This window comes from Vibrio pomeroyi (assembly GCA_041879425.1).
Lineage (GTDB): Bacteria > Pseudomonadota > Gammaproteobacteria > Enterobacterales > Vibrionaceae > Vibrio > Vibrio pomeroyi_A.
On the sequence record CP090854.1, the window covers coordinates 1,897,133 to 1,911,255 of the forward strand.

Sequence of the window (14,123 nt, forward strand, 5' to 3'; positions counted from 1 at the left end):
CACCAGCGATACCTACCTAGACAACTCACCAAAAGCGAGCAGACCGTCTCTGGCACCATTTCGAATCCAATCCCTTCTTATCTCTCAGAAACTAACAAGGCTCCAATTGTTGCAATCAACAATGGAGCCCTGACCTTGAATTCGTTGCGCCCTATCTATTTATAGAGACCTGCATTTCTATCATCTTTGGCGTCTCGCCAACCACCCAACCAATAAGACCGAGAATCCATTTGGCTATATGGGCAAGCTTCTTGCGACCTACCATTTAAACCAGCTTTGTAACCTTGAGATTGTGCTCGTTCTAGTCGATCACGCTTTTGTCTCTTCATAGTGCAGTCCTCATACGGGTGTTCCATTTACTAACATACAATGATTACAACTTTGCGGAGTTTTTGTGACTCCAACTTTAAGAATCGATCAATTTTTCACTTTTCTCAAGGTGAAAAAAAGCCCGAGTTCAGAATTGTGAACTCGGGCTCAAGAGATAAAATTATTTAAATTTTCTGCGGAACCCTAATAGGCCAAGTACAGTCAAAGTTAACCAACCTAGGCTACCGCCTTGGCGATCAACTTTCTCTGTATCAGTGCTACGTGTCTGGATATCGGCTTTGGTAGCACCAGCAATTGGGATTAGCTTAACTGCAACAACCTCTTCTACTGCGTTAGATGCAGCACCACCACAGTAAGAGTTATGTGCCGTTGTATCATACGCTTGAGTTGTTCCGTCTACTGTACATTTGATAGCAGTAGCAGAAATCACACCCGCATCATTGATGTCAGAAGCATCAATAATTCGGAACTTATTGTTATCTCCAGAAACGTTGCCGTCATTGGTTAGATCATCTAACCACCAAGCTTGGCCGTTAAAGATGTCTACACGACGCTCATCTATAGAGGAATCGACATTGTACGGGTAGATAAACCCTCTGTGTCTACGCTCACTACCGTCTACTTCACGAGTCGTTTCTGCGTCAATCTGACCAACAAACTCATTGAAGTTGTTCACGGCTTTTGCTTCACCACTCGAACCGCCGAAGAAGATACCACCAGACAAGTACGTTGCAGTTGGAGTTGCTGCAGATGCATCAGTCACAATAAAAATCTTGTTGCCTGCACTGCCGCTCTCTGGCACATAACCATTACGCTTAGAGTAACCTACAGCAAACAAGTTATCGTTTATGTCAGTCGCAACGGAGTTACTGTATCTAGCATCATCATTCGACGAACCAGATTTAACTTCTGCACCGCTAATCTCTTTAGTTGTCCATGTATTCGCGCTGTCAGCTAAATCCAGAGATTTACTAATGAATACAGAAGCATTCATATCTTGTAGATCACCGTTTCCGTCCGCAGTATTATAACCTACGCCATAAAACAGAGAGTTTGACTCTACAATGGACCGCATGCTGCCTTGAGCAAAATAGTCGCCTTGTTGAGCGTCACCGCTTCTGATCCAATCGATTTCTTTTGTTGTAGTACCATCCCAGATTGCCGCTTTAGAAGCAAAAGCCTTATCTGGTTCAGAAGTATTTGTCGGCTCAAACTCCTCTGATACGCTACCTACATTATAAACAGTACCGTTGCTTGCCGTAATCGCTTTCCATGCACGAGTTTCCGAAGTACCGGTAGGCCCAGCAGTCGTCGTAAACAGCGCGTTATTACGAATATCACCTTCAGATTTAACGCCTAATGGTTGAGCATTATCGTCTAAAGAGTTGATGACCGTATTACGACTCTCAAATGTAGCTCCGTCTTCAACAAAGGCTTTAGCATTGACGTAAGTAAGGTCATTTCTTTCCTTACTCCAAGTATCGTTCCAACGGTTTTGCGCCCAACTCTCACATGTAGAGTATCTTAGCTCTCGGTAGCAATAGTTTTCGAAATCATCGAACTCTTGAATGTATTGGAACGGAGCGTCCATCGCGAATGGTACTTCTTCACGATAACTTACAGCTTCAACAGTATCGCGAGTTTCACCAGCCAGTTTAAAGTCACCACATGCAACACTGCCAACAGTGCCGGTAGTAAAACAACTTTCTGTTCCGGTTACCGTCGCTGGTTGAATTGCTACACCAAAGGTTTCTGAAGCACCCGTAATTGAACTAGGAGTGGCAACTTCTACTACTTGGTAAAGCGCAGCGTTGGCATTAGTTGCAGCAAAAACCAATGCTGCAACTGTTGTTAATTTAAATTTAGTACAAGTCATTATTACTTCTTAACTTTCCTGTTGTAGTGCCTCGAGCTCTTCCCAGCGCTCAAAAGCAACTTCAAGCTCCTGCTCTGCTGCAGATAGCTTATCTAATACTGGTTGTGTCTGCTCTACAGATTTTGAAAAGAAGCTTGGATCGTTGACTTCTTCCTGAAGAGTTTCAATTTGAGTTTCCAATTCTTCTAAACGCATTGGTAGCGCTTCAAGTTCTCGTTGTAGCTTATACGATAACTTCTTAGGTTTAGCCTTAACTGGCGCAGTTTTGGGAGTTTCCTCAACTACTTTCTCAGGCTTTGATGGCTTTTCAACCTGTCGGTACTCTAATGCCTGCTTTCTTTGTTGCTGAGCATCATGGTAACCACCAACAAATTCTTCAATAACGCCGTTACCTTCGAAGATCCAACTTGTCATCACTGTGTTATCAACAAACTGACGATCGTGGCTCACTAAAAGAAGCGTACCCTGATAGTTGGCAAGCAAATCTTCTAAAAGTTCCAAAGTTTCTATATCTAGATCGTTAGTTGGCTCATCGAGAATTAACAAGTTGTTCGACTTAAGGAAAATACGCGCCAATAACAGACGGTTTTTCTCACCACCAGATAGTGCTTTAACAGGAGTACGAGCACGTTTAGGCGAGAATAAGAAATCTTGTAGATAGCTTAGTGCATGACGCTCACGGCCGCCGACAGTGACCTCTTGCTTGCCATCCGCTAGGTTATCAATTACAGACTTCTCTGGGTCTAGGATTTCACGGTATTGGTCGAAGTAAGCGACTTCCAGCTTAGTGCCGCAATGTAGCCGACCTGAATCTGGCTTAAGTTGATCGAGCAGCAGTTTAAGTACCGTACTCTTACCACAGCCATTAGGGCCAATCAGAGCGATACGATCGCCACGCATGATGTTGAAGCTGAAGTCTTTAACAATCTCTTTGCCTTCAAAACCAAAGTTAAGATTTTCAGCTTCGAATACAATCTTGCCTGAACGCTGACCATCATCGATTTGAATAACAGCTTTGCCCTGCACTTCACGACGGTTCAAACGCTCTTCACGTAGTTTCTTAAGCGCACGCACACGGCCTTCGTTACGAGTACGACGAGCTTTGATACCCTGACGAATCCATACTTCCTCTTGAGCGAGCTTCTTATCGAATTCAGCGTTTTGCATTTCTTCAACACGAAGCGCTTCTTCTTTCTCAACAAGGTAGTTTTCGTAATCACCCGGGAATGAGCTCAACTTACCGCGATCAAGATCGACAATACGTGTTGCCATCGATTTAATGAACGCACGGTCATGCGAGATAAAGATGATTGAACCGCGGAAGTCTTTCAGGAAGCCCTCTAGCCATTCAATGGTCGCAACATCCAAGTGGTTAGTCGGTTCGTCGAGTAGAAGCACGTCAGGGTCACATACAAGCGCACGAGCAAGTGCTGCTTTACGCTGCCAACCACCAGACAAATCTGTCAGCTTGGTTTCTGCAGTCAGCTTAAGCGCCGCCAATACATTGCTTACACGATCTTCAAAACGCCATGCATTAGCATGATCCAGTTGTTCCTGAACACGAGTAAGACGGTTTAGGTTCTTTTCACTTGGGTCAGTCGCGATGAGATCCAGAAGATCATGATAGATCTTCAGCTGTTCACCGATTTCAGCAAGGCCACCAGCAACGTAGTCATAAACTGTACCTTGCTCATTACGCGGTGGATCTTGCTCCAGACGAGACACAACCACATCTTGCGTGATTTGCATCTTGCCGTCGTCCATGATGATGTTCCCAGATAGGATTTTCATCAACGTAGATTTACCAGCGCCGTTGCGCCCTACTAAACATACACGTTCGTTTTCTTGCAGCGCGAAGTCTGCACGATCTAATAATGGGTGATCGCCAAACGCTAATTGCCCATTATGAATTGTAAGTAATGCCATTCTTCTTTAACCAATCATTAAGTTCTAACAAGCCAAATGGCCAGTTAAGCTCTGAGTTTTGAGAAAGGTCAGAGCTTTCAAATTTGAGCACCGGAATAGTGACCCCGTAACGGGAAAAGAGCTCATCATCAAATGCAATGTCGACAACGTTGACGTGATGGCTAATGTTTAACTGTTCCGTGAGTTGGAATGCCATCTCACATAGATGGCACCCTTCTGTACTGTAGAGAGTCAGCACTATATATCCTTATACAATCTCTTAACTACTTATGTGTAATCAACCAGCAGTTATGAATGTGCTTGTTGCGAGAGAAGTCCAAAGGAAGTGTCTTAGCTGAGATGTTCTGAGCCTTAAGACCTAACTCATCGAGAGCTTCCAAGTCCATTTTGAAGTGACGCTTGTTGTTAGAGAACACAATCGTGCCTTCTTCACGAAGAAGACGCTTAAGGTTTTCCATCAACTGAATGTGATCACGTTGAACATCGAAAGATTGATCCATACGCTTAGAGTTTGAGAACGTAGGTGGATCAATAAAGATTAGGTCATAAGAACCCTGCTCTTTAACCAACCACTGTAAGCAGTCAGCTTGCACAAACTGATGTTGACGACCAACACGGCCATTAAGCTCCATGTTCTGTTTTGCCCACTCAATGTAGGTATTCGACATGTCAACCGTTGTTGTAGAGCGAGCGCCACCCACAGCAGCATGAACAGATGCACTACCAGTGTAAGCAAACAGGTTTAGGAAATCTTTACCTGCAGCCATCTCACCGATACGACGACGAGTGATCTTATGATCTAGGAACAAGCCTGTATCAAGGTAATCATGAAGATTAACAATCAGCTTAACGCCGTACTCGTTCACTTCTAGGTTAGATGAATCTTGAGCCATCTTCTGGTATTGAGAGCGACCTTTCTGCTTCTGACGAACTTTAAGCACAACGTTGTTTGCTTCAACGCCTGTCACTTGAATTGAAGCGCGGATGATATCGGTTAAGCGACGTTTTGCCTTCTCTTCCGGTACATCTTTAGGCGCTGCGTATTCTTGAATCACAAGGTGGCCTGGGTATACATCAATCGCTACATTGTATTCTGGTAAGTCAGCATCGTAGATACGGTAACAATCTAATTGCTCTTTCTTAGCCCACTTACCAATCTTACCAATGTTCTTTTTAAGACGGTTCGCGAAATCAGGAGCAATCAATTGTTCTTGCTCGCCTGTTGGACGCTCTGACATCGGACGATCTGAAATTGAGTAGTTCTTTTGGTGACACGGTAACGCACCGTTATTCAATTTGAACTGTTTGTCTGCACGCATGCGTAAGCAGCTTAGTAGCTCGTCTGAGCTAGAGAAGATAGATGCGTTGCAACCACCAAATTCAGCTTTAAGTTGCGCACCGAATGCGGTGTAAAGTGCAATTAGGCCAGGCTCAGTGCCTAGACGCTCACCATAAGGTGGGTTAGAAACAATCACACCATCAGTAAATTCTGTAGGGCGTTTAAGTTTTGCGGCATCACCTACTTCGAATTCAATCAAATCTTCTACACCAGCACGGCGAGCATTATCGCGCGCTGTTTTGATCATGCGTTCATCATTATCGTAGCCATAGAACTTACATTCTACTTTCTTAACTCCACGACGGCCTTGAACGTTAGCTTCTGCTTTAACTTCAGCCCAAAGCTCAGGTTCGAAATCTTCTAGTGATTCAAAGCACCATTTCTGACGTTTAACACCTGGTGCTAGGTTTGCAGCCATCATTGCAGCTTCAATCACTAACGTACCTGAACCACACATAGGGTCTAAGAAAGGTTTCGTTGCATCCCAACCACTACGAAGAAGGATTGCAGCAGCTAGCGTTTCACGCAGCGGAGCACGACCTGATTCTGGACGGTAACCACGTTGGTGAAGACCGCTACCCACCATATCAACACCAAGAATCGCTTTATCACGGTGTAGACGAACGTGAATACGAACATCTGGGTTCTCTTTGCTGATAGAAGGACGAGGCAAAGACTTTTTCTCGAAGCAATCAACAACGGCATCTTTTACTTTCATCGCACCGTATTGGCTATTACGGATTTCGTTGTTCGTACCATTGAAGTCAACAACAAAACGCTTAGAGCTATGGAATTGATTTACCCAGTTAACCGCAGTGGTTGATAGGTACAAATCCATGTCGTCCATACAAGTGAATTCAGAAAGGACACGTACAAATCGAGAAGCCAAACGGCTCCACAAACAACAACGATAAATTTGCTCATTGGTCGCTTTGAATTTAACACCTGCTTGAACAGGTTTTGCGTTTGTAATCCCTAGTTGGGTTAGTTCTTCAACTAATAAATTCTCAAGGCCGTTTGAGGTAACCGCTAGATATTGATTCATAGTGTTCTTTTATTGATAAAAATGAGCTCGATTATACCTGAATTTGTAACTAGAGCATCACACTAAACACGTCTTTTCATTGAATCTTTCGACTAACTGGCTAGCAAATGCACAGTCTTGAAGCGATCGCTTACCCACATCCCCTTAGAACACAAGACCTATCAAACCAACTCCATTTCGGACCATTTCTTAACCAAAGTAGCAGTGTGAATTTATATTCACTTCAAAATTGGTATATACCAGTGGTAATTTATGGGTGAAACTTAGCTACAAAAGACCAAAAACAGGGAATAAATACGGTAAATTTACTCTTCTGGCGATGAAAACGGGCAGAAATTAAGGTGAAAAAATAGTCGTAAGTTCACTATTTAAATGGTTAAGCAGTGATGTATTTATCAGGATGAGGTTTTTTAGGCACAAAAAAATCGGCTATTAAGCCGATTCTGAGGAAGGTTTATACGCTTGTGTGCTGCGATGCGTGGTAGAAATGATGTACTAGATTGGAGGTTAACCCACCATCGCTATGTGTGCTTGATGAAGGATAGCGTTCGCGTCTACCATTCTATCGTGCATCACCTTGATTGAGTCTCCATATCGCAGCCCTTTTGAAGGCGTTAATAGGAACTCTTCTAGGTCGACAAATGCACATAGGCTCGCACACTCTCCCACTTCTAATACAATGAAATACCCTAAGCTATGCTCGTTATTCATTTGTACAATATCCCCTTCTTGAGGATATTCATGTCCAGTGCCTTGTGAGTCGAAGAACCAACTCTTAGGCTGTACAGGCTTATGGAAGCGCTTTGCTGCCACACAATAGAGTGCAAGTTCAGCTTGGCGAGGCTCAGACAGTTCTAAGCCAGAAATTTGTTCTTTGAAGGTTTGGTATGAAGATGCGTCATCAACGGTGAATTCATTATCTCTAAACGCGCAGTCCACCAGCTTATTACGGACCAGATTCGTTTTGAAAATCATATCCTCTCCGAGGTTTAGCATTAATGAACATTGCTGCTCATCGTAATACCAACTCCATGTATCGCTAGGTTTAAGCATCATTTCGTCTCACACTGTTGAACCATTCCATTAGGTAAAACGCAAAATTACCTTCAATTACAGTAATTTTACTGAGCAATAGGCAAAAAAAAAGAGGAAATGAATTCCTCTTTCTTGTCGCTTTTCTCTACAACTCAGTGAGTTACAGTGTCTCTTTTATTAAGACGATGCCAGATTGTCGCTTTTCAGAAATAAAAGCGTCTTGCCGTTTAAAGATTTTTAACGATGTCGCCTACAAGGCCTGGACCTTTGTAAATGAAACCAGAGTAAACTTGTACAAGCTTAGCGCCTGCCATCATTTTCTCTTTTGCAGCAACATACGAATCAACACCACCTACCCCGATGATCGGCAGTTGGTCACCAAGCTCTTGATAAAGTTTACGAACAACTTCAGTACTGCGAGATTGAACTGGACGTCCGCTTAGACCACCCGCTTCGTCACAATGCTTCATGCCTTCAACGATTGAACGATCCAATGTTGTGTTTGTTGCGATCACACCATCGATCTTATTTTTGATCAATGATTCACAAATTTGGCTGATTTCGTCGTCACTTAGATCCGGAGCAATCTTAAGAGCAAGAGGAACATATTTACCATGCTTCTCTTCTAGTTCAGATTGTTTCGTTTTCAGTTCAGACAATAGATCGTCTAATGCTTCGCCATATTGTAGAGAACGAAGTCCTGGAGTGTTTGGTGAAGAGATGTTCACAGCAATGTAACCAGCGTATTGATATACCTTCTCCATACAGATCAAGTAATCTTCAGCGCCCTTTTCAATTGGTGTGTCTTTGTTCTTACCGATGTTGATACCTAAGATGCCGTCATAGTTCGACTTCTTAACATTCTCAACAAGGTTATCAACGCCTAGGTTATTAAAACCCATGCGGTTGATGATGCCTTCTGCTTCAACAAGACGGAACAAACGAGGTTTGTCGTTACCGGCTTGCGGACGAGGAGTAACAGTCCCTACTTCTACGAAACCAAAACCCATTGCGCCAAATGCATCAATACATTCGCCGTTTTTATCTAGGCCGGCAGCAAGGCCAACTGGGTTTTTAAAAGTAAGACCCATGCACTCTACAGGTCGGTGAGGTAATTGTTGGCGATACAAAAGATCAATAGGTGTGCCTGTGAAGCGTTTGAAATTTTGAATTGCAAGATCATGTGCCTTTTCGGCATCAAGTTGGAAAAAGCCAGTTCTGGCTAGACGGTAAAGCATTGTGCCTCCGATAGAAAAAAGCCCCGTGTAAACGGGGCGATATTATTTACTTATTTACCCAACTATTCAATCTATTACTGACTGTAAGGGTAAGATAATCGAGTTTGCTAACGAATGAGGTTTATTATTAAGCAAACGTTACCGTTTCAAGCTCAGATTATCCATTTGCAATGTTCCTTATACATAAGCTCAGCCACCAGCTCGCTAATGCAGGACATATGTATGAATAGTTAATCTACAAAAAGCTGTTTAGCCAAACGAAAAAGGCAGACCTGATGGCCTGCCCTTATAGTTTTCGTTTCTATCTAACGATTAGTCTTTCGACATACAGTTTAGATTCAGTAGCATCAATTCACGTAACGCTACTGAGAACTTAGCAAACTCATGAACAGAACCCACTTTGAATTCGTTCAAGATGCTTTCCCAGCGATGTAGAGAAACTGAATTGCTTTCCATCCAGTCGTCCAATGCTTTAATAACATCTAAGTCTGAACCACAACCGCAGTTAAGTACTTGGCCTGTTAGCTGACGTTGCTGCCAATCCAGATCTTCTCTGAATGCTGCACGTGCTAACGCCTGCCAGTTATTGTCTACCGCTTGACCATTGATTTGTTTCAAGAACCAGTGCAGAGACAAACGATCGCCAAGGTTGAAATAAAGCTTAGACGCTTGTTGTACTGTTTTACCCGTTTCACGAGCTACTGTGGATATATCCAGTGCTGAGTACAAGCTAGACAAACGAGCCACTGAATTCGCCAGTTCTGCCGTTACACCCTGGTCAATCCATACCTGAGCCATTGCTTGGTGCTCTTCTACTTCTGAAGCTACTAGGTTTTCATCCAGTTTCTCAGTAATAGCAACCACATCGCCTTGATACAGTTCAATCAATGCGTTCACTGATTGTTTACCAGTACGGTTTCTTAGCAACCAACGCGCTAGACGACGAAGCGTGCGGCGCACGTGGTAAAGCAACTCATATTGAGCTTCAGAACTTGAGATATTGTCCAGTTCACGAATGCTCTTAAGCACTTTGCCCAAGCCGTAGATCTCACGAGATGCTGCGTAAGCATTCGCAATATCAACAATGTTTGCGCCTGTCTCTTCTTGCAAACGAGTCACGAAGTTACAACCCATCTCGTTAACCATTTGGTTTGCAAGTGCTGTCGCAATGATCTCAGCGCGCAGTGGATGGTTATCCATGTGTTGAGAATAGTTACGGCGTAACTCAGTTGGGAAGTATTGCATTAACTGTTGAGCATGGAACTCATCATTCGCAATATCATCACTCACAAGATCTTCTTTCAGTACCATTTTTCCATAAGCGATCAATACTGATAGTTCTGGTCTTGTTAGAGCTTGGCCTTGCTTCTCACGTTCTAGAAGCGTTTCGTCATCTGGGATGTATTCCAAACCACGATCCAAGTACCCTGCTTTCTCCATTGTGTGGATGAAGCGGATTTGCTCTTTCACTAAGCCGACACCTTGATGCTCAGTAACAGAGATAGACTCAGCTTGGCAGTACGCATCATCTAGTACGATTTCGCCAACTTCATCTTCCATCGACTCAAGCACTTGGTTACGTTGCTTAACAGTCAGATCGCCATTCGACACCAAACCATTCAGGAAGATCTTAATGTTTACTTCGTTATCCGAACAGTCAACACCACCAACGTTATCAACGAAATCGGTATTAACTCGGCCACCGGTAAGAGCGTATTCGATACGACCCAGTTGAGTCATACCCAAGTTACCGCCTTCACCAACTACCTTAGCTTTCAGGTCACGGCCATCGATACGTAGTACGTCGTTGGCACGGTCACCTACATCAGTATGAGTCTCGTTTGAAGACTTAACATAAGTACCGATACCGCCGTTCCAAAGTAGATCAACCTGCATAGACAAGATCGCTTTGATCAAGTCATTCGGTGCCATTGATGCTTTCTTGGTACCCAGCATTTTCTGAATTTCAGGCGTTAGAGAGATAGACTTCGCTCGACGAGAGAAGATGCCACCACCTTGAGAAATCAAGTCTTTATTGTAATCTTCCCAGCTTGAGCGAGGCAGATTAAACAGACGATCACGCTCTACCCAGCTTGATGCTGAATCTGGATTCGGGTCAATGAAGATGTGCATGTGGTTAAACGCAGCTTGCATACGAATGTGCTTAGATAGCAACATACCGTTACCAAACACATCGCCCGCCATATCACCTACACCGATCGCAGTGAAATCTGTCGTTTGGCAGTTGATGCCCATTTCACGGAAGTGACGCTTAACTGATTCCCAGCCACCTTTCGCGGTGATACCCATCGCTTTGTGGTCGTAACCGTTAGAGCCACCCGATGCAAACGCATCACCTAGCCAGAAGTTGTATTCATCAGATACTGAGTTCGCTAGATCTGAGAATGTCGCGGTACCTTTATCGGCTGCAACAACCAAGTACGGGTCATCTTCATCGTGACGAACAACGCTCTTAGGTGGGATAACCTCACCTTCGATAATGTTGTCTGATACATCTAATAGTGCACGGATGAAGCGCTTATAACAGCGTTGACCTTCCGCGAAGATCTCGTCACGGCCAGACATCATATGTTGACGCTTACAAACGAAACCACCTTTAGCACCAACAGGAACAATCACAGTGTTCTTAACTTGTTGTGCTTTAACTAGGCCTAGAATCTCAGTACGGAAATCTTCTTGACGGTCTGACCAACGTAAACCACCACGAGCTACTTTACCGCCACGTAGATGCACACCCTCAATGTCTGGAGCGTAAACGAAGATTTCAAACGCAGGAACCGGCGCTGGGATGTCTGGAATCTCACTTGGTCTCATTTTCAGAGCCAACCAAGGTTTAGACTGCTTGTTCTCATCTACTTGGTAGTAGTTAGTACGAAGCGTTGCGGTGATCATTTCCATGTAGCGACGAATGATACGATCATCATCCAAGCTTTCTACATGATCCAACTGTTCAGTGATCTTCTTAATAAGATCTTGTTGGCCTTTCGCGCTGCCCTTCAGTTTAGGGTCAAAACGCTTACCGAATAAGCTCACTAACCCTTTTGCTAAATCTGGGTAATGAGACAATGTGTCTTCAATGTATTGTTGGCTGAATGGGAAACCCACTTGACGCATGTAACGAGCATAAGCACGTAAGATTGAGATTTCACGGCCAGAAAGACCAGCGCCAAGTACCAAGCGGTTGAAACCATCGCTGTCTAACTCACCCGCCCAAATTGCTGCGAAGGCTTGTTGGAAAAGATCGCGAGCTTCACGCAGATCAATAGTCTTGTCGCTCTTGTGCAGCATAGAGAAATCTAGGATCCAATATGTCACACCGTTGGTTTTACGCACTTCATATGGAGATTCACCGATAACGCGCAAGCCAAAGTTTTCAAGCATTGGCATCACGTCAGAAAGGTGAATTGGCTCATCACTGTGGTAGAACAACTTCAAACGAACTGCTTTAGAATCTGCCGCTTCTTCTTGAGGACGGTAGAAAAGCATACCCAGTTTGTTGTCTTCGCTTAGTGCTTCTAAACGCTCAATATCCGCTACTGCAGAACCTGGCATCATGTCTTCTTTGTACGAACGTGGGAATGCACGCATGTACTCTTTCGACAATGGAAGGCCTTTGCTTTCGCCGAAGTTTGCAATGATTGATTCAGACAGGCGGTCATCCCACGTAGACGATACTTCCATTAAATTTTGCTCAATTGTTTTCACGTCCACATCCATGTTGTTGTTATCAACACGAACAATATAGTGCGTTCTCGCCAGCGGGCTTTCAGAGAAGTAAGTTGTGAATTCAACCTCTTCTTCACAACCAAAGTACTGCTTCAAGATGCGTTGTGTTTGGCGGCGAAGTTCAGTGTTGTAACGATCTTTTGTTACGTAAACCATACAGCTGAAGAAACGACCAAACGGGTCTTTGCGAACGAACAGACGCAGAAGATCGCGATCTTGCATTTGAACTACGCCTGTACCCACTTCAAGTAACTCTTCTTCTCGAGCTTGAAGTAGTTCATCACGTGGATAGTTTTCAAGAATATTATGCAGAGCTTTGTAAGAGTATGAACCCTCTCGGTAACCACTCGCGTCTAAGATACGCTCTACTTTCTCGCGAACTAGAGGAATCGTTTCAACGGTTTGGTTATAAACAGCAGAAGTGTAAAGACCAGTGAAGCGATGCTCACCAATTACCTTGCCGTTCTTGTCGAATTTCTTAATACCGATGTAGTCATTGTAAGCTGGGCGGTGAATGCGTGAAGCCGTGTTGCCCTTCGTTACGATAAGTACATACGGTTTCTTCGCTTCTAAACGTGCCGAGTCCGAAAACTCAGACAGCTTAACGTTGCGTACACGATCTGAATTTGCGAACAAACCAAGGCCTTGCTCCTTAGTCGGTTGCAGTTCAGTGTCACCATTTACAGACACAAGGTCGTATTCCTTGTAACCCATAAACGTAAAGTTGTGCTCGCCTAACCAACGAAGGAAAGCCAGCGTTTCATCGAAGCGTTGAGCGTCTACCGGAATTGTCTCTTTTTGCTTTTCAACTTGGTTGGTGACTTCTTTCAGTCTTTCAACCATTTTTAGCCAGTCGTTAACAACAAGGCCAGTATCAGTAAAGATATCCAGCAGTTCTGTTTTAAGTGCTGTCATCTCGGCTTTGCTGCTAAGGCGGTCGACCTCAATATGGAAAAGCGATTGGAATACACCTTCATCGTTACTCACACCGACAACACTTCCTGAGTCAGAACGAGAAATTTGAGTTGGGTTGTGAAGCATAAGGTGAGAAGAGAGGTCGAGGCGAGTCAATGCCATTTTTACAGAATCAACGAGGAATGGGCTATCTGGTACCACTATCTCAACGATAGTGTGAGTAGACTGCCAGCCTTGGCGACTTACTGTCGGGTTAAAAACACGAACAGAAATTTCGTCGGCTTTCTTTTCATTGATGTGATGCCATAAGCTAACTACAGCACCGTATAAATCGGATTCGTTTCTCTGAGTTAGGTCGTCGTGAGAAACGTTACTAAACAAGTGTTGAGCAAGTTGAGTTACGAGAGGTCGATGAGCAAGGTCAAGTTTGTCTTGAATCAGCTTGTAAACTTTTTCAAGTAAAACTGGAACCACAGTTTCACGTGCGGTCATAGTCACACTCCACAATTAGAATTATATTTTATTATTAGGGGGATCACTTAATCTGGTGTTTGAATCATGCCGTTGAGCGCTTTTCTACTAACGAGTTAAGCAAAGGTAATGCATTCATTTATTGTAAAAGCATTATTGAGAAATAGTTAATTGTTTTGGAGGTGGTAAGAGGTGAAATGT

8 protein-coding genes are annotated in these 14,123 nt (G+C 43.8%); all 8 read right to left on the reverse strand.

The window, feature by feature from the left end:
* Positions 1–155: 155 nt before the first annotated feature.
* On the reverse strand, positions 156–329 hold the full coding sequence (gene rmf / locus L0992_08615; protein XGB65790.1) for a ribosome modulation factor: 174 nt from the start codon (positions 327–329) through the stop codon (positions 156–158).
* Between the two features lie 161 nt (positions 330–490).
* Entirely contained in the window at positions 491–2,206 is a 1,716-nt protein-coding gene (locus L0992_08620) for a DUF3466 family protein (protein ID XGB65791.1), read from the reverse strand.
* A gap of 9 nt (positions 2,207–2,215) precedes the next feature.
* Complete coding sequence (locus L0992_08625; protein XGB65792.1) at positions 2,216–4,132, reverse strand: ABC transporter ATP-binding protein; 1,917 nt, start codon at positions 4,130–4,132, stop codon at positions 2,216–2,218.
* Positions 4,110–4,328 carry a glutaredoxin family protein gene (locus tag L0992_08630; GenBank protein XGB68710.1) on the reverse strand — a complete coding sequence of 73 codons (219 nt, stop codon included), beginning with the start codon at positions 4,326–4,328 and terminating at the stop codon, positions 4,110–4,112. The genes L0992_08625 and L0992_08630 overlap by 23 nt, the downstream gene beginning before the upstream one ends.
* Before the next feature lie 67 nt (positions 4,329–4,395).
* The gene (rlmKL, locus tag L0992_08635; protein ID XGB65793.1) at positions 4,396–6,516 is read right to left on the reverse strand and encodes a bifunctional 23S rRNA (guanine(2069)-N(7))-methyltransferase RlmK/23S rRNA (guanine(2445)-N(2))-methyltransferase RlmL; all 2,121 of its coding nucleotides are present in this window, start codon (positions 6,514–6,516) and stop codon (positions 4,396–4,398) included.
* Between the two features lie 507 nt (positions 6,517–7,023).
* Positions 7,024–7,572, reverse strand: a complete 549-nt coding sequence (locus L0992_08640; protein ID XGB65794.1) for a cell division protein ZapC — start codon at positions 7,570–7,572, stop codon at positions 7,024–7,026.
* Positions 7,573–7,778: 206 nt separating this feature from the next.
* On the reverse strand, positions 7,779–8,789 hold the full coding sequence (gene pyrD, locus L0992_08645) for a quinone-dependent dihydroorotate dehydrogenase (GenBank protein XGB65795.1): 1,011 nt from the start codon (positions 8,787–8,789) through the stop codon (positions 7,779–7,781).
* Between the two features lie 312 nt (positions 8,790–9,101).
* On the reverse strand, positions 9,102–13,943 hold the full coding sequence (locus L0992_08650; GenBank protein XGB65796.1) for an NAD-glutamate dehydrogenase: 4,842 nt from the start codon (positions 13,941–13,943) through the stop codon (positions 9,102–9,104).
* Positions 13,944–14,123: the final 180 nt, after the last annotated feature.

Bases quoted from the DNA above. Each gene is read 5' to 3' on its own strand.
- rmf (XGB65790.1), bottom strand. From the start codon at position 329: ATGAAGAGACAAAAGCGTGATCGACTAGAACGAGCACAATCTCAAGGT.
- L0992_08620 (XGB65791.1), bottom strand. From the start codon at position 2,206: ATGACTTGTACTAAATTTAAATTAACAACAGTTGCAGCATTGGTTTTT.
- L0992_08625 (XGB65792.1), bottom strand. From the start codon at position 4,132: ATGGCATTACTTACAATTCATAATGGGCAATTAGCGTTTGGCGATCAC.
- L0992_08630 (XGB68710.1), bottom strand. From the start codon at position 4,328: ATGGCATTCCAACTCACGGAACAGTTAAACATTAGCCATCACGTCAAC.
- rlmKL (XGB65793.1), bottom strand. From the start codon at position 6,516: ATGAATCAATATCTAGCGGTTACCTCAAACGGCCTTGAGAATTTATTA.
- L0992_08640 (XGB65794.1), bottom strand. From the start codon at position 7,572: ATGATGCTTAAACCTAGCGATACATGGAGTTGGTATTACGATGAGCAG.
- pyrD (XGB65795.1), bottom strand. From the start codon at position 8,789: ATGCTTTACCGTCTAGCCAGAACTGGCTTTTTCCAACTTGATGCCGAA.
- L0992_08650 (XGB65796.1), bottom strand. From the start codon at position 13,943: ATGACCGCACGTGAAACTGTGGTTCCAGTTTTACTTGAAAAAGTTTAC.